Source organism: Bradyrhizobium sp. SUTN9-2, from assembly GCF_003122645.1.
GTDB classification, from domain to species: Bacteria; Pseudomonadota; Alphaproteobacteria; order Rhizobiales; family Xanthobacteraceae; genus Bradyrhizobium; species Bradyrhizobium yuanmingense.
This window is the reverse complement of the sequence record NZ_LAXE01000001.1, coordinates 1,897,801-1,917,621: the sequence shown is the minus strand read 5'-3', so window position 1 is coordinate 1,917,621 and position 19,821 is coordinate 1,897,801. Positions and strand designations below refer to the sequence as shown.

The 19,821-nt window shown below is 66.0% G+C and carries 17 protein-coding genes; 11 read left to right on the top strand and 6 right to left on the bottom strand.

What is annotated here, in order from left to right; genetic code table 11:
* Positions 1–31 precede the first annotated feature (31 nt).
* The 6 genes from XF30_RS09020 (at position 32) to XF30_RS08995 (ending at position 6,246) form a co-directional block, all read left to right on the top strand.
* On the top strand, positions 32–1,228 hold the full coding sequence (locus XF30_RS09020) for a phosphoglycerate kinase (protein ID WP_109142460.1): 1,197 nt from the start codon (positions 32–34) through the stop codon (positions 1,226–1,228).
* A 39-nt stretch (positions 1,229–1,267) separates the two neighbouring features.
* Entirely contained in the window at positions 1,268–2,335 is a 1,068-nt protein-coding gene (gene fba, locus XF30_RS09015) for a class II fructose-bisphosphate aldolase (protein WP_109142459.1), read from the top strand.
* Between the two features lie 218 nt (positions 2,336–2,553).
* Positions 2,554–3,579: a class I fructose-bisphosphate aldolase gene (locus XF30_RS09010; RefSeq protein ID WP_109142458.1), complete on the top strand. Its 1,026-nt coding sequence runs from the start codon at positions 2,554–2,556 to the stop codon at positions 3,577–3,579.
* Between the two features lie 3 nt (positions 3,580–3,582).
* Entirely contained in the window at positions 3,583–4,287 is a 705-nt protein-coding gene (locus XF30_RS09005; RefSeq protein ID WP_109142457.1) for a thiamine phosphate synthase, read from the top strand.
* A gap of 8 nt (positions 4,288–4,295) precedes the next feature.
* Complete coding sequence (locus XF30_RS09000; RefSeq protein ID WP_035998306.1) at positions 4,296–5,369, top strand: tetratricopeptide repeat protein; 1,074 nt, start codon at positions 4,296–4,298, stop codon at positions 5,367–5,369.
* 85 nt (positions 5,370–5,454) lie between these two features.
* Entirely contained in the window at positions 5,455–6,246 is a 792-nt protein-coding gene (locus tag XF30_RS08995; RefSeq protein ID WP_109142456.1) for an inositol monophosphatase family protein, read from the top strand.
* Between the two features lie 141 nt (positions 6,247–6,387).
* Here XF30_RS08995 and XF30_RS08990 read toward each other — a convergent pair whose 3' ends face one another.
* The 3 genes from XF30_RS08990 to XF30_RS08980 all read right to left on the bottom strand — a co-directional run bounded on the left by XF30_RS08990 (position 6,388) and on the right by XF30_RS08980 (position 12,176).
* Positions 6,388–9,549 (bottom strand): multidrug efflux RND transporter permease subunit, encoded by a 3,162-nt coding sequence (locus XF30_RS08990; RefSeq protein ID WP_109142455.1) that lies wholly within the window; start codon positions 9,547–9,549, stop codon positions 6,388–6,390.
* Positions 9,550–9,733: 184 nt separating this feature from the next.
* On the bottom strand, positions 9,734–10,927 hold the full coding sequence (locus XF30_RS08985; protein ID WP_085968706.1) for an efflux RND transporter periplasmic adaptor subunit: 1,194 nt from the start codon (positions 10,925–10,927) through the stop codon (positions 9,734–9,736).
* Positions 10,928–11,156: 229 nt separating this feature from the next.
* Positions 11,157–12,176, bottom strand: a complete 1,020-nt coding sequence (locus tag XF30_RS08980; protein WP_109142454.1) for an SAM-dependent methyltransferase — start codon at positions 12,174–12,176, stop codon at positions 11,157–11,159.
* Between the two features lie 168 nt (positions 12,177–12,344).
* Between XF30_RS08980 and XF30_RS08975 the strand changes: the two genes are divergently transcribed.
* From XF30_RS08975 to XF30_RS08965, 3 genes are all read left to right on the top strand, one after another.
* A complete protein-coding gene (locus tag XF30_RS08975; RefSeq protein ID WP_036021706.1) occupies positions 12,345–13,358 on the top strand; it encodes a hypothetical protein in 1,014 nt (337 codons plus the stop codon).
* A gap of 147 nt (positions 13,359–13,505) precedes the next feature.
* Positions 13,506–14,534, top strand: coding sequence for a peptidoglycan -binding protein (locus XF30_RS08970; RefSeq protein WP_036021776.1), 1,029 nt, complete (start codon positions 13,506–13,508; stop codon positions 14,532–14,534).
* A complete protein-coding gene (locus XF30_RS08965; RefSeq protein WP_109142453.1) occupies positions 14,534–14,980 on the top strand; it encodes a GNAT family N-acetyltransferase in 447 nt (148 codons plus the stop codon). Before XF30_RS08970 ends, XF30_RS08965 begins: the two co-directional genes overlap by 1 nt.
* A gap of 31 nt (positions 14,981–15,011) precedes the next feature.
* Here the strand turns inward: XF30_RS08965 and XF30_RS08960 are convergent, their stop codons facing one another.
* A complete protein-coding gene (locus XF30_RS08960; protein WP_109142452.1) occupies positions 15,012–16,859 on the bottom strand; it encodes an ABC transporter ATP-binding protein/permease in 1,848 nt (615 codons plus the stop codon).
* Positions 16,860–17,056: 197 nt separating this feature from the next.
* Between XF30_RS08960 and rpmE the strand changes: the two genes are divergently transcribed.
* The gene (gene rpmE, locus XF30_RS08955; protein ID WP_027573780.1) at positions 17,057–17,284 is read left to right on the top strand and encodes a 50S ribosomal protein L31; all 228 of its coding nucleotides are present in this window, start codon (positions 17,057–17,059) and stop codon (positions 17,282–17,284) included.
* A gap of 200 nt (positions 17,285–17,484) precedes the next feature.
* Here the strand turns inward: rpmE and rcdA are convergent, their stop codons facing one another.
* Positions 17,485–17,994 (bottom strand): protease adaptor protein RcdA, encoded by a 510-nt coding sequence (gene rcdA / locus XF30_RS08950; RefSeq protein WP_035998279.1) that lies wholly within the window; start codon positions 17,992–17,994, stop codon positions 17,485–17,487.
* 477 nt (positions 17,995–18,471) lie between these two features.
* A complete protein-coding gene (locus tag XF30_RS08940; RefSeq protein ID WP_036021698.1) occupies positions 18,472–18,663 on the bottom strand; it encodes a DUF1192 domain-containing protein in 192 nt (63 codons plus the stop codon).
* Positions 18,664–18,782: 119 nt separating this feature from the next.
* Here XF30_RS08940 and XF30_RS08935 point away from each other — a divergent pair, with 119 nt between their 5' ends.
* Positions 18,783–19,781, top strand: coding sequence for an NAD(P)H-quinone oxidoreductase (locus tag XF30_RS08935; RefSeq protein ID WP_109142451.1), 999 nt, complete (start codon positions 18,783–18,785; stop codon positions 19,779–19,781).
* The last annotated feature ends 40 nt before the right edge of the window (positions 19,782–19,821 follow it).

Here is a 19,821-nt window from a genome sequence, read left to right as displayed (position 1 = left end):
TTCCGACACTCCGACGCACGGATGATGAACGATGCCCGCTAAATTCCGCACCCTCGACGACGTCGACGTGAAGGGCAAGCGCGTGCTGCTGCGCGTCGACCTCAACGTGCCCATGGAGAGCGGGCGCGTCACCGACGCCACCCGGCTCGAGCGCGTGGCGCCGACCATCACCGAGCTCGCCGACAAGGGCGGCAAGGTCATCCTGCTCGCGCATTTCGGCCGGCCGAAGGGACGCGACGCCAAGGACTCGCTCAAGCCCGTCGCGGAGGCGCTGGCGAAGGTGGTGAAGAAGCCCGTCGCGTTTGCCGAGGATTGCATCGGCGAGCCCGCGGCCAAGGCGGTCGCCGGCCTGAAGGATGGCGACATCCTGTGCCTGGAAAACACCCGCTTCCACAAAGAGGAAGAAAAGAACGATCCCGCCTTCGTCGCGGAACTCGCGAAGCTCGGCGACATCTGGGTCAATGACGCGTTCTCGGCCGCGCACCGCGCCCACGCCTCGACCGAAGGTCTCGGCCACAAGCTGCCGGCCTATGCCGGCCGCACCATGCAGGCCGAGCTGGACGCGCTGGAGAAGGCGCTGGGCTCGCCGAGCAAGCCCGTGATCGCCATCATCGGCGGCGCCAAGGTCTCGACCAAGATCGACCTGTTGGAAAACCTCGTCACCAAGGTCGACGCGCTCGTGATCGGCGGCGGCATGGCCAACACCTTCCTGCACGCGCAGGGCGTTGCGGTCGGCAAGTCGCTGGCCGAGAAGGATCTTAGCCCCACCGCGCTGCGCATCATGGAGAAGGCGGAAGCCGCCAATTGCGCCATCATCCTCCCGGTCGACGCCACCGTCGCCTATCACTTCGCCGCCAACGCGCCGTCGCATGCCTATGGACTCGATGCGATCCCGGCCGACGGCATGATCCTCGACGTCGGCCCGCAATCGATCGCGCGCGTCCATGCCGCGATCGACGATGCGGCGACGCTGGTCTGGAACGGCCCCCTGGGCGCATTCGAGATGCAGCCGTTCGACCGCGGCACGGTCGCGGCCGCCAAGCACGCCGCCGAGCGCACCAAGGCCAAGAAGCTGATCTCGATCGCGGGCGGCGGCGACACCGTCGCGGCGCTCAACCAGGCCCATGTGGCCGGTGACTTCACCTATGTGTCGACCGCCGGTGGCGCGTTCCTTGAATGGATGGAAGGCAAGCCCCTGCCCGGCGTTGAAGTTCTGCGTAGCAAGTAATCAAGCGGCCTTTGAGGCCCCAACGGGAGACAAAGACAGATGGCTCGGATCACGTTACGTCAATTGCTCGACCACGCGGCGGAGAACGATTACGGCGTACCGGCCTTCAACATCAACAACATGGAGCAGGCGCTGGCCATCATGGATGCGGCCAACCAGGTCGACGCGCCCGTCATCATCCAGGCCTCGCGCGGCGCGCGCTCCTACGCCAACGACGTCATGCTCAAGCACATGATGGACGCGGTGACCGAGATCTATCCGCACATTCCGGTCTGCGTTCATCTCGACCACGGCAACGAGCCGGCGACCTGCATGACCGCGATCCAGGCCGGCTTCACCTCGGTGATGATGGACGGCTCGCTCAAGGCCGACGGCAAGACCCCCGGCGACTGGGGCTACAATGTCGGCGTCACCAAGACCGTCACCGACATGGCCCATCTCGGCGGCATCTCGGTCGAGGGCGAGCTCGGGGTGCTCGGCTCGCTCGAGACCGGCATGGGCGACAAGGAAGACGGCCACGGCGCCGAAGGCAAGCTTAGCCACGACCAGCTCCTGACCAATCCGGACGAGGCCGTGAAGTTCGTCCAGGAAACCAAGGTCGACGCGCTCGCGATCGCGATGGGCACCTCGCACGGCGCTTACAAATTCACCCGCAAGCCCGACGGCGACATCCTCGCCATGAACGTGATCGAGGAGATCCACCGCAAGCTGCCGAACACGCATCTCGTCATGCACGGCTCCTCCTCGGTGCCGCAGGACCTGCAGGACATCATCAACGCCTATGGCGGCACGATGAAGCCGACCTGGGGCGTGCCGGTGGCCGAGATCCAGCGCGGCATCAAGAACGGCGTGCGCAAGATCAACATCGACACCGACAACCGCATGGCGATGACCGGCCAGATCCGGAAAGTTCTGAAGGACAACCCGGAAGAGTTCGATCCGCGCAAGTACCTGAAGCCGGCGATGGAGGCGATGACCAAGCTGTGCAAGCAGCGCCTGCAGGAGTTCAACACCGCAGGCCAGGCCTCCAAGATCAAGAAGGTGCTGACCACCGCCGAGATGGCCAAGCGCTACGCCAAGGGCGAGCTCGATCCCCGGGTCGCCTAAGGCCTCCGTCACATCCTCCCGTCATTCCGGGACACGCGAAGCGTGGGCCCGGAATCCATAACCACAGCCTGGGGTTATGGATTCCGGGCCTGCGCCTTTCGGCGCATCCCGGAATGACAGAAAGACCCTTTACCCTGCGACGAACGATAACTCGGCAATTGCCCGAGAACGGTCTATTTTCCCGGGCAAGGGCAGAATCGTTTTGGGAGGACCTCTCGATGAATCTGACTGAGCTCAACAAGATCGCGACCGCCATGGTCGCGCCGGGCAAGGGCATCCTTGCCGCCGACGAATCCTCCGGCACCATCAAGAAGCGCTTCGACGCCATCGGCGTGGAATCGACCGAAGAGAACCGCCGCGACTATCGCGAAATGCTGTTTCGCGCCAAGGACGCCATGAGCCAGTACATCTCCGGCGTGATCCTCTATGACGAGACGATCTGGCAGAATGCCAAGGACGGCACGCCGCTGGTCAAGCTGATCGAGCAGGCCGGCGCCATTCCCGGAATCAAGGTCGACGAGGGCACGCGAGGCTTACCGATGTGCCCGGGAGAGTTGGTCACGGTCGGGCTCGACAAGCTCGCCGAGCGCCTACAGAAATATTACGAGCGCGGCGCACGCTTTGCCAAATGGCGCGCGGTGATCGACATCGGCAGCGGCATCCCCTCGATGACCGCGATCAGCGTCAACGCCCACGCGCTGGCGCGCTATGCCGCGCTGTGCCAGGCCGCGCAGATCGTGCCGATCGTCGAGCCGGAGGTGCTGATGGACGGCGACCACGACATCGAGCGCTGCTATGAGGTGACACAACGCGTGCTCAACAAGACCTTCCAGGAATTGCGCGTGCAGCGCGTGGCGCTGGAAGGCATGGTGCTGAAGCCGAACATGGCAATCGCCGGCAAGAAATGCGCAAAGCAGGCCTCGGTCGAGGAGGTCGCGGAGAAGACGATACGGCTGCTGAAGGCCTGCGTGCCGGCGGCGGTGCCCGGCATCGCCTTCCTCTCCGGCGGCCAGTCGGACGAAGAGGCGACCGCGCATCTCAACGCCATGCACAAGCTCGGTCCGCTGCCCTGGGGCCTGACCTTCTCCTACGGCCGCGCGCTGCAGGCCGCGCCGCAGAAGGCCTGGTCGGGCAAGCCTGAGAACGTCGCGGCCGGCCAGCGCGCCTTCAGTCATCGCGCCCGCATGAACGGCCTCGCCTCCAAGGGCGAATGGCAAAGCAGCCTGGAACAGAAGGCAGCCTAGACCTTGTCGAACAAACCGCCTCCGCCGCGCCCGGCGCCGCGCCTCTATCTCGCGACACCCGTCGTCGATGATCCCGCGACGTTGGTCGCCGAGCTGCCGGGGCTGATCGCGTCCGCCGACGTCGCCGCCGTGCTGCTGCGGCTGAAGGAGACCAATCAGCGCGGCATGATCTCGCGCGTCAAGGCCTTGGCGCCGCCGGTGCAGAAGGCGGGCGCGGCACTCCTCGTCGACGGCCATGCCGACATCGTCGCGCGCGGCGGCGCCGACGGCGCGCACCTGCCCGGCATCGCCGCGCTGAAGGAGGCGCTGCCGTCGCTCAAGCCAGATCGCATCGCCGGTGTCGGCGGGCTGACGACGCGGCACCATTCCATGGATGCCGGCGAGATGGGCGCGGATTACGTGCTGTTCGGCGAGCCCGATGCGAAAGGCCAGCGGCCGTCGGCGCAGGCGATCGCCGAGCGGCTCGAGTGGTGGGCCGAGCTGTTCGAGCCGCCCTGCGTCGGCTTTGCCACCACGCTGGACGAGGCCTACGATTTCGCCGCCAGCGGCGCCGATTTCGTGCTGGTCGGCGACTTCATCTGGGCCGATCCGCGCGGGCCCAAGGCCGCCCTGATCGAGGTCGATGCCGCGATCAAGAAGGCTCATGCGACGGCACTGGCCGGCCAAGATCCTGCGAGCCAAGATCCTGCGGGCCAGGAGCACGGCTAGCGCCCGACATGAAGCTCCCGTGCATCACCATGCTCGCCACGCTGCTGCTGACAGTGCCCGCGGCCGCGCAGCTGCAGATCACCCCGCCGGCGACGACGCCGAGCGCACCGGCAGAGAAGCAGAAGCCAAAGCCGCCCGCGCCTGCCAAGAAGAAGGAGGCAGCACCGGCGCCGAAGCCTACGGCATCTCCCAAGCCGTCCGCTTCGCCCAAGCCGGCAACCGTGATCCCCGCGCCGCCGTCCGACGATCCCAACGTCGACCTTGTGTTCGGCGCCTATCAGCGCGGCCAATACAAGACCGCGTTCGAGCTCGCCACGGTGCGCGCTCAAGCCGGCGATGCCAAGGCGATGACCATGCTCGGCGAGCTCTATTCCAATGCCATGGGCATAAGGCGCGATTACGCCAAGGCGGCCGAATGGTACAAGCGCGCCGCCGATGCCGGCGATCGCGAGGCGATGTTCGCGCTCGCCATGCTGCGCATCTCCGGCCGCGGCGGCCCGGTCGACAAAAGCGAGGCGGTCAGGCTGATGGCCTCCGCCGCCAAGCTCGGCGAGCCCAAGGCGGCCTATAACCTCGCCCTGCTCTATTTGGACGGCCAGACGCTGCCGCAGGACGTCCGGCGTTCGGCGGAACTGCTGCGCCAAGCCGCCGATGCAGGCCTGCCCGAAGCGCAATACGCGCTCGCGACCTTCTACAAGGAAGGCACCGGTGTGCCGAAGGACCCCGAACGCGCGGTGCGGCTGCTCCAGGCCGCCGCGATCGCCGACAATGTCGATGCCGAGGTCGAATATGCCATCGCGATGTTCAACGGCACCGGCACGCCGAAGAACCAGCCGGCCGCCGTCGCCCTGCTGCGCAAGGCCTCCCGCCAGGGCAGCGCGATCGCGCAGAACCGGCTGGCCTGGGTGCTGATCAACGGCGTGGGCACGCCCGTGGACAAGATCGAAGGCTTCAAATGGCACCTGGTGGCCAAGACCGCCGGCAAGGGCGACCCCGAGCTCGACAAGCAGCTCTCCGATCTGCCGGCCGATGACCGCGCCAAGGCCGAGGCCGCCGCCAGGAAGTGGCTCGGGTCCAAATGACTTGACGCGGGGCCCCTCACGGGGCACCCAGTCCCCCAAACAGGCGCGTTTCCGCGCCCCTCTCCCCGATCAAGACCAGAAGCATATGCTGTATTCCGCCACTATCAACGTCATGGTCAAGGCGGCGCGCCGCGCCGGCCGCAGCCTCAAGCGCGATCTCGGCGAGATCGAGCATCTGCAGGTCTCGCTGAAGGGACCGGCCAATTTCGTCTCGCTTGCCGACAAGCGCGCCGAGGAGATCCTCTACCAGGACCTCGCCAAGGCCCGGCCCGGCTACGGCTTCATCGGCGAGGAAGGCGGCACGCGCGAAGGCACCGACAAGAGCCACACCTGGATCGTCGATCCCCTGGACGGCACGACCAACTTCCTGCACGGCATCCCGCAATTCGCGATCTCGATCGGGCTTGCGCGCGAGGGCACCGTGATCGCCGGCGTGATCTACAACCCCGCCAATGACGAGCTCTACATCGCCGAGCGCGGCAAGGGCGCCTTCCTCAACGACCAGCGCCTGCGCGTCGCCGGCCGCCGCCAGCTGAGCGAATGCGTCGTGGCCTGCGGCCTGCCCCATATCGGCCGCGGCGACCACGAGGAATTCCGCCGCGAAATGATGGCGATCCAGGACCGCGTCGCGGGCCTCCGCCGTTTCGGCGCCGCCTCGCTCGATCTCGCCTTCGTCGCCGCCGGCCGGCTCGACGGGTATTGGGAGCGCGATTTGCAATCCTGGGACATCGCCGCCGGTATGCTGATGGTGCGCGAAGCCGGCGGTACCATCAGCGATATCGCAACGCCGGGCGACCCGCTGGTCACCGGGCACGTCGTGTGCGGGAATGAGTACGTGCACGGGGAGCTGGTGAAGATCTTGCGGAAGCCGGCTTAAGGCGGAAGCTCGCGCTCCACATTCCCCTGTCATTCCGGGGCGCGCCTCTTGGCGCGAGCCCGGAATCCATTGATCCTCGTCAATGGTGGCCCGCTGGATTCCGGGCTCGTGCTTCGCACGCCCCGGAATGACGGGGGTGCATCAGTGGCCGGTGTGCGCCCGCGCCGGTCGGCCGTGCGCTTCAGCTTCCCGCGCCGCGTTCGGCTCCCTGTCCCCGCCCAGCACGCGCTGCACCGAGACGAAGAACACCGGCACCATCAACAGCGCCAGGATCACCACCGCAATCATGCCGCCCATCACCACGCTGCCGAGCGCCTGCTGGCTGGCGCCGCCGGCGCCGTGGGCGATGGCCATCGGCAGCACGCCGCAGATGAAGGCAAGGCCGGTCATCAAAATGGGGCGGAAGCGCAGGCGGCAGGCTTCGATGGTGGCTTCGACCAGAGGCTTGCCTTCTTTCCGCAGATCTTTCGCGAACTCGATGATCAGGATCGCGTCCTTTGCGGCGAGGCCGATGATCGTGATCAGGCCGACGGTGAAATAGACGTCGTTGGGCAGGCCGCGCAGCATAGCGGCAGTGACCGCGCCGACGATGCCGAGCGGCACGGTGAGCAGCACCGCGAGCGGAATGGTCCAGCTCTCGTAGAGCGCGGCGAGGCACAGGAACACCACGAACACCGACAGGGCGAGCAGGAACGGCGCTTGCGAGCCCGACAGCTTCTCCTGCAGCGACTGTCCGGTCCATTCATAGCCGAAACCGCGCGGCAACCGGTCGGCGAGCCGCTCCATCTCGGCGATGGCATCGCCCGAGGTGAAGCCGGGCCTGGCCTCGCCGGAGATGCGCACCGCCGGATAATAGTTGAAGCCGGCGATCTGCGTCGGGCCGCGCGCCCATTCGATCGTGGTGAAGGACGAGAACGGCACCAGCTGGCCGCGGCTGTTCTTGACGTTGTAGTTGAGGATGTCCTCGGCCCGCATGCGGTCGCGCGCGTCCGCCTGCACCACGACGCGCTGCATGCGGCCGCGGTTCGGGAAGTCGTTGATGTAGTTCGAGCCGAGATTGGTCGAAATGGTGTTGTTGATGTCCTCGAAGGTGACGCCGAACGCGCCGGCCTTCTCGCGGTCGATCATGAGATTGACCACGCCCGCCTCGGGCAGGCCTTCGATATAGACCTTCTGCAGCACCGGGCTGGCATTGGCCTCCGCGATCAGCTGGTCGGCGGCGCGCATCAATTGCTGATAGCCCTTCTGGCCGCGGTCCTGGAGGCGGAACGAGAAGCCGGACGAGTTGCCGAGATTGTCGATCGGCGGCGGCTGCAGCGCCGAGATTTTTGCGTCGCGGATCGACGAGCCCAGGTCGCGGTTGACGTCGTTGACGATCGCGGCAGCGGAGTCCTTCGGCCCGCGCTCCGACCAGTCCTTCAGCGTGATGAAGGCCTGGGCGGTGTTCATGCCCTGGCCGGAGAAGCTGAAGCCGGTGAGGAAGGTGACGTTGTCGACGCCCGGCCGCGCGGCGAGATATTTTTCGACCTTCTCGATCACGGCCTCGGTGCGGGCATAGGACGAATCCGACGGCGTCTGCACGTCGGTGGTGATGAAGCCCTGGTCGTCGACGGGCAGGAAGCCGCCGGGCAGGTTGACGAAGGCCCAGGACAGGCCGACCAGCAGCGCGGCATAGACCAGCATCAGGCGGCCGGTGCGATTCAGCGAAAAGCCGACGGTGCGCGAATAGCGTTCCTTGACGCCTTCGAGCATGCGGTTGAACCAGCCGAACACGAAGTTGGTCGAATGACCGTGCCCCTTTGCCACAGGCTTCAACAGCGTCGCGCACAGCGCCGGCGTCAACGACAGCGCCAGGAAGGCGGAGAAGCCGATCGCGGCGACCATGGTGACGGAGAACTGGCGGTAGATAATGCCGACCGAGCCCGGGAAGAACGCCATCGGCACGAACACCGCCATCAGCACCAGCGTGATGCCGATGATGGCGCCGGTGATCTGCGACATGGCTTTCCGCGTCGCTTCCTTCGGCGGCAGGCCTTCCTCGGCCATGATCCGCTCGACGTTCTCGACCACGACGATGGCGTCGTCGACGAGGATGCCGACCGCCAGCACCATGCCGAACATCGAGAGCATGTTGATGGAATAGCCGGCGAGCAGCAGAGTGGAGCAGGCGCCCAGCAGCGCCACCGGGACCACGATGGTCGGAATGATGGTGTAGCGGATGTTCTGCAGGAACAAGAACATCACCACGAACACCAGCACCACAGCTTCGACCAGCGTCGTCAGCACCTTCTCGATCGAGGCCTCGACCACAGGGGTGATGTTGTAGGGGATCTCGTAGGTGATGTTGGCCGGGAAGAAGCGCGACAGCTCCTTCATCTTCGCTTCGACTGCGCTGGCGGTCGCCAGCGCATTGCCGGTTGGCGACATCAGGACCGACAGGCCCGCCGTCGGCTTGCCGTCGAGGCGCGTGTTGAACTGGTAGCTGAGGCCGCCGACCTCGATCCGCGCGACATCGCGCAGGCGCACGGTCGAACCGTCGGCGTTGGCACGCAGGATGATGGCGCCGAACTCGTCGGGCGAGGAGAGCTGGCCCTTGACCAGCACCAGTGCCGAGGTGCGCTGGTTCGAGGTCGACGGCTCGGCGCCGATGCTGCCGGAAGCGACCTGCGCGTTCTGCGCGGTGATGGCCTTGTTGACGTCGTCGGCGGTCAGGCCATAGCCGACCAGCTTGGCCGGATCGACCCAGACACGAAGCGAGCGCTCGGTCGAGTACAGCGTGGCGCGGCCGACGCCGGGAATGCGGCGGATCTCGCCGAGCACGTTGCGGATCATGAAGTCGCCGAGGCCGACTTCATCCAGGCTGCCGTCAGTCGAGTTCAGCGTGATGATCTGCAGCACTGCGCTCGAGGCTTCCTCGATCAGGATGCCCTGCTGCATCACCGCGCGCGGCAGGCGCGCCTCGACGCGCTTGATGCGGTTCTGGACCTCGACCGAGGCGGCACTGGTGTCGGTGCCCGGCTGGAAATTGGCGATGATCTCGACCTGGCCGAGCGAGTCGCTGGTCGATTCGAAATTGAGGATGTTGGCGGCGCCGTTGAGCTCCTCCTCGATCAGTCGCGTGACGCTATTGTAGAGGTTTTCCGGCGAGGCGCCGGGATAGCTGGTCGAGACCGAGATCGAGGGCGGCGCGATGATCGGATATTGCGCGATCGGCAGCAGCGGCACCGCGATCGCGCCGATCAAGCAGATGAACAGCGCGACCACCCAGGCGAAGATCGGCCTGTCGATGAAGAAACTCGGCATTGGCCGTTTTATCCTCGTTGTTCGGTTAGACCCTCATGGTGAGGAGCGCGGAACGCGCGCTCCGGACGATGCCGCGCATCGCCGCGAGAACCATGAAGGCCCGGCTCTCTCCCGCGGCCATCCTTCGAGACGCCCGCTTGCAGCGGGCTCCTCAGGTTAAGGACGACACTTGCTGCGCGGAGCGTTACCGCGTGAGCTGCTGAGCGTGCCGGTTGTCTGCGGTCGCTTCCGCCTCCGACCAGGATTGCGGCTTGACCTTGTCGCCGGCCGCGAATTTCTGGAAGCCTTCGACCACGACCTTGTCGCCGGACTTCAGGCCTTCGGTGATGAACCAGAGGCCGTCCTGCACCGAGCCGGTGCGCACCGGCTGCACCGCGATGTGATTGTCGTCCTTGACGACGAACACCTCGCTGCCGCCGCCGCCATTGCGCTGGATCGCCTGCTGCGGCACCGCGATCGCATCGGAATCGAGACCCTGGTCGATGCGGACCCGGACATACATGCCCGGGAGCAGCTCGCGCTTGGGATTGGGGAACTCGCCGCGCAACGTCACCTGCCCGGTGTGGGCGTCGACCTTGGCGTCGGAGAACAGCAGCTTGCCGTCGAGCGAATAGATGGTGTTGTCGTCGAGCACGAGGCGCACCTTGGCGGCATCGGCGGCGATGCGATCGAGGTCGCCGGTCTCGAAGGCGCGGCGGAGCTGGTTGAGCTCGGTCACCGACTGGGTAAAGTCGGCATAGATCGGATCGAGCTGCTGGATGGTGGCGAGATTGGTCTCGTTCTGCACGGCGAGCGCGCCCTCGCTGACGAGGGCCGCGCCGACCACGCCGTCGATCGGCGCACGCACGGTGGCGTAGTCGAGATTAAGCCTGGCCCGCGCGAGCTCGGCCTTGCGGCCCTCGACCTCGGCATGGGCCTGGCGTTCGGCCGCAATCGCCTTCTCGTTCTCGGCTTCGGGCGCGGCGCGATCCCTGGTCAGGGTGGCGATACGATGCGCCTGCTGCTTGGCCTGCGCCAATGCCGCTTCGGCCTTCGCCAGCGCGGCCTCGTTGGCCATGACCTCGACCTCGAACGGGCGCGGATCGATGCGGTAGAGCGGATCGCCGGCCCTGACCTCGCTGCCCTGGCGGAACAGGCGCTCTACCACGATGCCGGACACGCGCGGCCGGACTTCGGAGACCCGGGTCGGGGCGATGCGGCCCGGCAGCTCGCGCACCACGGCGCGCGGCTGCGGCTTGACGATAACGATGCTGACGTCAGGGGCAGGCGGCTGGGCGGCGGACACCGCGGAACTGGATTCCTCGCAAGCACCCAGCAGCGGCGCAAGGGCCGCGAGCATCATTGCAACGCATGCCGATCGCGCTCGAATTCCAAACATGAAGTGGGATGCCCCGATTGTTGAAACTGATCATGCTCGCGCGAAGCCCGTTCTGGACCTTTTGCACGCGGCTGATGCCGCCAAAATAGAATGCATCTGCTGCGATGCAACGCATGGCGCAGGCGGCTCATTGTCACACAGCTTATCCTGTTGAAATCAGAAGTCTTTTGCGGTGTAACTTGATTGTGAATCTAAGTTCCACCGCCGCGTGTGCGGCCGAACATCGCAATTACTCGGCGGCCTTCATCCGGTAATGGCTGACGCCCCATTCTGTTCCGTCGGCGTAACCGAACAGGCCCGAGGTCGCGAGCAGGAACCAGCGCCAGCGACGCATCCAGAGAGCGGTCTCCTCGCCGTGGACCCCGTGCAAGGAGGCTTCGATGGCCTCGCGATGGGCATCGAAATTGGCCAGCCAGTCGTTGGCGGTGCGCTGGTAGTGCGTGCCGCTCCAGCACCATTCCTTCTCGATGGCAAAGATATCATCGAACTGCCTGACGAGGTGATGGCTCGGCATCAGCCCGCCTGTGTAGACGTATTGCGCGATCCAGTCGTCGCGATCGGCCGGGTCAGGCAGATGCGAGCCGGACCGGTGGGTGACGACGTGCATGAAGAACCGTCCCTCCGGCGCGAGCCATGACCGCACGCGCGTCATCAGCTTGCGCCAGTTGCTCATCCGCTCGAACATCTCGACCGAGACGATGCGGTCGAACTGGCCATCGGGCGCGAACACGTTCATGTCGGCCGTGACCACGCGCAGATTCAGCAGCCCGCGCCGCCGCGCCTCCTCCTCGACGGAGGCGCGCTGCGCCTGCGAGGCCGCGACCGCCGTCACCGTCGCGTGCGGAAATTGCCGTGCCATCCACAGCGACAGCGAGCCCCAGCCACAGCCAAGCTCCAGAATGGCCTGGCCGTCGGTCAGGCCGGCATGCTCGACGGTCTGGCGCAGCGCCTCCTCCTCCGCCTCCCGCAAGGTGGTCGCGTCGGTCTTGTAGAAGCAGGAGGAGAATTTGCGTTTGGGGCCGAGCAAGTCGGTGAAGAAGGCCGCGGGCACCTCGTCATGCCCCGCTGCCGCGCCCTCGGCGATCGGCCGCAGCATCATCCGCCCGGCGAAGGCGGCATCGTCGCCGAGGCCCAGCCCGGACAGGCGCGTCGCCATGCGGGAGCATAGGCGCTGGATCGCGGCGCGGATCACCACGTCCGGCAGCGGCACACGCTCGGCAGTCCCGATGATCGCGGAAACGACGCTCATGCGCCCCCCGAATGGCGAACTTCTGCAGAGACCTGCTTATCAAAGCACCGCTTCCGGTCCGGGTTCCCCGAGCTGTCCCCGAAATCGGCGCATCCGGCGCTTTTTTTGGGCCGGCGCTGTGCCATAGTGCGCGCCGCAAGCAAGCTTTACGTAACGGATGATACCGGCATGCGGTCTGGCACTTCCCGATCCACCATGGACATCGAGTACACCAAACTGTCCTCGCCCAGCGTCTTCCTGGTGCGGATGCTGGTCTTCCTGGTGCTGTGTACGCTGGTGAGCGTGGTGCTCTACAAGCAGATCGTCCAGGCCTTCTTCGCCAATCCCGGGCTCAACGCCCTGATCGGGGGGGTGCTGTTCATCGGCATCATCCTGGCCTTCCGCCAGGTCATCCGGCTCTATCCCGAAGTCTCCTGGGTCAACAATTTCCGCGTCGCCGATCCCGGCCTGGCGCCGGCCCGCCACCCCAAGCTGCTGGCGCCGATGGCTGCGATCCTCGGCGGGGAGCGCTCGGGGCGGATGACCATCACCCAGACCACGATGCGGCACCTGCTCGATTCGATCGCGACCCGCCTGGACGAGGCCCGCGACATCTCCCGCTACATGACCGGCCTCTTGGTCTTCCTCGGCCTGCTCGGCACCTTCTGGGGCCTGATCGAGACGGTGGGCTCGGTGGGCAAAGTGATCGACGGGCTCAAGGTCGGGAGCGATTCCGGGGCGCTGTTCGACACGCTGAAGGAAGGCCTCGCCGCTCCGCTCGGCGGCATGGGCATCTCCTTCTCCAGCTCGCTGTTCGGCCTCGCCGGCTCGCTGATCCTCGGCTTCCTCGATCTGCAATCGAGCCAGGCGCAGAACCGCTTCTACACCGATCTCGAAGACTGGCTCGCCACCACCGTGCGCGAATATGGCAACGGCGAGGCGCCTGTCGCGACCGGCGGCGGCGTCGCCAGCGGCGAGCTTCAGGCCGCGGTCGAACGGCTGCGGTCCGTGCTCGAGGAAGGCAGCGCCGGCCGCGGCACCACCGCGGCGATGGCGAGCCTTGCCGAAGCCATCCAGGCGCTGGTCTCGCACATGCGCACCGAGCAGCAGATGATCCGCGAATGGGCCGACGGCCAGGGCGAGCAGAACCGCGAGATCCGCCGCCTGCTGGAGCGGATCGCGCGCCAGCCCGAGAAGAGTTGAGACGGTGTTGTGCCCCGGACGCGACGCAGCATGAAATGATGCATCGCTGAGCCGGGGCCCAGCGTCAGGGACAAGATGGGTCCCGGCTCTGCGCAGCAGCGTTGCACGCTGCACCGCGTCCGGGACACAAGAGTGGAGACGGATGACATGGCCCTTGCCCGCGCCCGCCGCAGCGAAGGCGGTCTCAACTACTGGCCCGGCTTCGTCGACGCGCTGTCGACGCTGGTGCTGTCGATCGTGTTCCTGCTGTCGGTATTCCTCGTGGTGCAGTTCTTCCTGTCGCAGGAGGTCACCGGCAAGGACAAGGCGCTGGAGCAGCTCAACGCCAAGATCGCCCAGCTCAACGAGCTGTTGTCGCTGGAGAAGCTCGGCAAGCTCACCCTCGACGACCAGGTCTCGTCGCTGAAAGCCGGGCTCGCCTCGGCCGAGTCCGAGCGCGACCGCATCAAGGGCCTCTATGACGGCTTGGCTGCCGCCGGCAACGATGCGCAAGGCAAGACCGCCGAGCTCGGCAAGGCATTGGACTCGGAGAAGGCGGTTTCGGCGCGGGCGCTGGCGCAGATCGAGGTGCTGAACCAGCAGATCAGCGCGCTGCGCCGGCAATTGGCGGCGCTGGAGGAGGCGCTCGATGCCTCCGAGAAGCGCGACAAGGAATCGCAGAACCGCATCGCCGACCTGGGCTCTCGCCTCAACGTCGCCCTGGCGCAGCGCGTGCAGGAATTGTCGCGCTACCGCTCGGAATTCTTCGGCCGCCTGCGCGCCATCCTCGGCAACCGCCCCGACATCCGCATCGTCGGCGACCGCTTCGTGTTTCAGTCCGAAGTGTTCTTCGACACGGGACAAGCGGTGCTGCTGCCCGAGGGCCGCGCCGAGCTCGACACCTTGGCAGCGGCGCTGATCGAGCTCGACAAGAAGATCCCGAGCGACATCCCCTGGGTGCTGCGCGTCGACGGCCATACCGACGTGCGGCCGGTGAGCGGCGCGAACTTCAGGTCGAACTGGGACCTGTCCGCGGCGCGCTCGATCTCAGTGGTGCAATATCTGGTCTCGCTCGGCGTGCCCGCCCAGCGCCTCGTCGCGGCCGGCTTCGGCGAATTCCAGCCGCTCGATACCGGCAACACCGAGGAGGCCTACAAGCGCAATCGCCGCATCGAGCTGAAGCTGACGGAGCGATAGTGAGCGCGCTCCACCTCCGCCTTTACCGACCCGACGACGAAGCCGTCGCGATCGATCTCTGGCATCGCACCTGGCAGCAGGCCTATCCGCAGATCGACTTCGCCGCACGGCTCGAATGGTGGCGCGAGCGCTGGCTGAGGGATCTGGTGCCGAAGGCCCAGATCGTGGTGGCGGAGCAGGGCGGCGCGCTGGTCGGTTTCGTCACCGTCGACGGCGAAGGCTATCTCGACCAGCTCGTCGTCGATCCCGCGCATTGGGGCTCCGACGCGGCAAGGCTGCTGGTGGACGAGGCCAAGCGGCTGTCGCCCTCGGGCGTCACGCTGCTCGTCAACAAGGACAATGCCCGCGCGATCCGCTTCTACGAGCGCAACGGCTTCGCCCATGCGGGCGACGACGTGAACCCGACCTCGGGGCGGCCGGTGTTGAAGATGGTGTGGAAGGCGTGAGGTCCCCGGTACTTTCCGCCGTATGAGGCGTCTACGCGCCCTCGAACTGCAGCCGCGCCAGCCGCGCATAGAGCCCGTTCGCCGCGACGAGCTCGGCATGCGTGCCCTGCTCGACGATCCGGCCCTGGTCCATCACCAGGATGCGGTCGCAGGAGAGCACGGTGGCGAGGCGATGGGCGATGACGAGCGTGGTGCGGTGGCGCATCAGCTCTTCCAGCGCGGTCTGCACCAGCGTCTCGCTTTCGGCGTCGAGCGCGGAGGTGGCTTCGTCCAGCAGCAACAGCGGCGCGTCGCGCAGGATGGCGCGCGCGATCGCGATGCGCTGGCGCTGGCCGCCGGAGAGCGTCACGCCGCGCTCGCCGAGCGCAGTCTCGAAACCTTCGGGCAGGCGGCGGATGAATTCGGCGGCATGGGCGAGCTCGGCGGCGCGCTCGACCTCGGCATCGGTCGCATCGGGCCGGCCGAAGCGGATGTTCTCGCGGGCGCTCGCGGCGAACACCACGGATTCCTGCGGCACCAATGCGATGCGCGCGCGGAAATCGCCGGGGTCGGCGGACTTGACCGGCACGCCGTCGAGCAAGATCGTCCCGCTGCGCGGATCGTAGAAGCGCAGCAGCAGATGAAAGATGGTGCTCTTGCCGGCCCCGGAGGGACCGACGATCGCGACCTTCTCGCCGGGGCGCACGGTGAACGACACCGCGTCGAGCACCTTGACGTCGGACCGCGCCGGATAGGCGAAGCTGACCCGATCGAAGCCGACCTCGCCGCGCGCCGGCACCGGCAGCGCAAGCGGCGTCGCAGGCGCGGTGATCTCGGGCTTGACGTGGAGGATCTCGAACAGGCGCTCGGCCGCGCCCGACGCCGCCGAGACCTCGCCCCAGACCTCGCTGAGCTGGCCGAGGCCCGCTGCGGCGAACACGGCGTAGAGAACGAACTGGCCGAGCCGGCCCGGCGTGATCGCGCCGGTGAGCACGTCATGCGAGCCGATCCAGAGGATGGCGACCACGCTTGCGAACACGATGAAGATGATGATCGCCGTGAGCACGGCGCGGGCCTGGGTCGAGGTGCGCGCGGCTTCATAGGCCTGCTCGACCTCGCCGCCGAAACGCTTCTCGGCAAATTGCTCGCTGGTATAGGCCTGCACGGTGCGGATCGCGCCGACCAGCTCGCCGGCATAGGCGGAGGCGTCGGCGAGCGTGTCCTGCGCATTGCGCGACAGGCGCCGCACCCAGCGCCCGAACGCCACCAGCGGCAGCACGATCAAAGGGATGGCCAGCAGCACGAAGCCCGACAGCTTCGGGCTGGTGATCACCATCATCGCCGTCGCGCCGAGGAACATCATCAGGTTGCGCAGCGCGATCGAGACGGAGGCACCGACCGCCGATTTCAGCTGGGTGGTGTCGGCAGTGAGGCGCGAGATCAATTCGCCGCTGCGGGCGGAATCGAAGAAGGCGGGAGAGAGCGACAATAGATGGGCGAAGACGTCGCGCCGGAGATCGGCGACGATGCGTTCGCCGATGCTCATCACGAGGTAGTAGCGCGCAGCGCTGGCGATCGCGAGCACGGCGACGACCGCGAGCATCACCGAGAAGTAGCTGTTGATCAGCTCGATGCCCTCGGGCGTCAGGCCGAAATCGATCATCCGGCGCACCGCGACCGGCACCAGCAGCGTGGTCAGCGCGGCGATCGTGAGCGCGACGAAGGCCAGCGCCGCCCGGCCGCGATAGCGGATCACATACGGCGCGAGCGCGAGCAGCGGCCGCAGCTTGGCGCGGCCCTTGGCCGGCGCTTCGATCAGCTCGGCCTCGATCGGATTGTCCGCGGCGTTCATTGCGGGCCGTTCGACATCGTGGTCATCCAGCCGTTCCACTGCGCTCATGAGATCCGACCCGTTGCATTGATCTGCTCCCAATAGGCCGGTGCAGGAGTAGTGGCAAATCCGGGAAGTCCCTTAGGGGCAAACCCGGTCCAGCGCGCGGGCATGGCTTGTTTTGCGGGGTTTCGTGAGGTATAGAGCCGCCCAAATCCGTCATTCGCGAGCCACCCAAGAAGGCGCCGGAGCGCCGAGGAATTGCCATGAAAGCCGAAATTCACCCGAATTATCATACGATTAAGGTCGTCATGACCGACGGAACCGAGTACCTGACCCGCTCGACCTGGGGCAAGGAAGGCGACACGCTGAACCTCGACATCGACCCGAAGTCGCACCCGGCCTGGACCGGCGGCTCCGCCCAGATCATGGACCGCGGCGGCCGCGTCTCGCGCTTCCAGAAGAAGTTTTCGGGCTTTCTCAAGAAGGATTGAGCCGGCCACAAGGCTGGAGATGAAAACGCTCCCGAGGAGACCGGGGGCGTTTTTTGTTTCTAGCCGTCATTCCGGGGCGCGACGAAGTCGCGAGCTACGATGCGCAATTGCGCATCTGAGAATCCATAACCTCGATCGGGAGTATGGATTCCGGGCCCGCGCCAAGAGGCGCGTCCCGGAATTACGATTGTTGATAGACCCTACCGCTCGAACGCGGCCTTCAGCGCGTTGAGGTGCGGCACCAGCGGGTTGCCGATCGTGGCCTGCTCGGCCGGCGGGGTGTGGATCGTGCTGTCGAGGCGGCGGACGCGGGTCTGCAGGCTCATCGAGCGATGGATCAGGTCCTGAAGCTGCGCGGGCAGCTTCTCGATGGTGTCGGCGGGACCGGGATCGGCGGCGGTGAGCTTGACCTTGGTCTTCTCGCGATTGGCCTGGCTTAGCGTCATCTCGCCTTCCTTGACCGCGCGGTGCAGCAGCAGCCAGGAGGCGAGCTGCATCAGGCGCGTGGTGAGGCGCATGCTCTCGGTCGCATAGGTGAGGCTGACGGCGCGGTCGAGCGCCTTGGCCTCGACGCGGCCGGCGCCGTCGAGATAGGCGGCGGTCTCCTCGACGAGGTCCATGCCCTCACGGAACAAATTGCCGAACGCCGCAGAATTGGTGAATCGCTCACTGAGCTGAACGAGCGCGCCGTCGGCCTGCAAACGTTCCATGGTTAACGCCTCTTACGCAACTGTTTGACTGCCCGGCTTTGCCGCCGGCTTATGATGAACAAATCATTGCGCGGGCGGGACGCGGAGTCCAGTGACAAGCGCGGATATGGTTTCCGCGGGTCAATCCTTTCGAATGCAACCGGGATGAGAGGTGCAAACCGGGCAGTGAACGCAAAAAAGAGCCGCCGGAGACCGGCGGCTTTGAAAGTTGATAACAGGGAGGCGTCAAACAGAGTGGACAGGAGCCACTCGGTGTCCAAACGAGGACAGTTCCAGTCATAAACCCGAAAGCTTAATCTGAAGTAAACGAGCTAATTTTTTCAGAGTTCATTAGTCATGTGAGCCAGTGGCCGAGTGTGCTGCGGGAACAGACTCTCCGTCGTCATTCCGGGGCGCGACGAAGTCGCGAGCCCGGAATGACGAGGCGGGGAAAGTTCGGCCCACGCGTCCGGGACGACAGTCGCTGTGTGGCGACCACTAAGACTTGAAAATACTGTTCGCCGCATCGCGCGAGGCGCGCTTTTTGGTGGCGGCTTCTTCCAGTCTTGCGATCTCGGTCTTGAGCAGCGCCACGCGCTCGGTCAGTTCCTCCACTGACAAAAGTGAGAGGTCCTGTCCAATTTCATGACTGATCTTCTTGCGCGGGCGGTCGTCGTCTTCGATCGGCATCGTCGTTGCTCCTCTCCGTCCGCGGGTCGGACCACATGGCCTAAGGCGGTTGCCAGCCTGCACCGCGCTGGCTAAGCAAGGGCCTCGTTTCCTCCCGCACTTTTGCTCAAGGACACATCATGGACAAGCTGCCCGCGCAAATGACCGTGGTCGCCATCTCCAAGCCCGGCGGGCCGGAGGTGCTGGTGCCGGAGCAACGCAGTGTTCCGCAGCCCGGTCCCGACGAGATCCTGGTCAAGGTGATGGCTGCCGGCGTCAACCGGCCCGATGTGGCGCAGCGCTCCGGCGCCTATCCGCCGCCGCCCGGCGCCAGCGACCTGCCCGGCCTCGAGATATCGGGCGAAGTCGTCGCGGTCGGCAGCAACGCCAAGCGGCACAAGGTCGGCGACAAGGTGATGTCGCTGGTCGCCGGCGGCGGCTATGCGCAGTACTGCATCGCCCAGGACGCCCAGGCGATGAAAGTGCCGCCGGCGCTGTCGATGAAGGAAGCCGGCGCGCTGCCGGAAACCCTGATGACGGTCTGGCACAATGTGTTCGAACGCGGCGGCCTCAAGGCCGGCGAGACACTGCTGATCCATGGCGGCTCGTCCGGCATCGGCACTATGGCCATTCAGCTTGCCAAAGCCTTCGGTGCGAAAGTGTTCGTCACCGTGGGATCGCAGGACAAGATCGACGCCTGCCTCAAACTGGGGGCCGACCGCGCCATCAACTACAAGACCGAAGACTTCGTGGCCGTGGTGAAGGCGGAGACCAACAACGTTGGCATCAACCTGATCCTCGACATGGTCGCCGGCGACTATGTCGACCGCAACTATGATGCCGCCGCGGTCGACGGCCGCATCGTCCAGATCGCGACCCTCAACGGCCCCAAGGTCAGCGTCAACATCGCCAAGGTGATGGTCAAGCGCCTGACCCATACCGGCTCGACCTTGCGCCCCCGTAGTAATGCGGACAAGGCGGCGATGGTGGCTGCTATCGAGCAGAAAGTGATGCCGCTTTTGCGCGAAGGCCGCGTCAAGCCGGTGATGGACAGCACTTTCCCGCTGGAAAAGGCGGCAGACGCCCACCGGCGCATGGAAACGAGCGCACATATTGGCAAAATTGTGTTGGAGGCCTAGGCCGCTGGCCGACAGGGCAAGCCGGAAACCCTTTGATTTT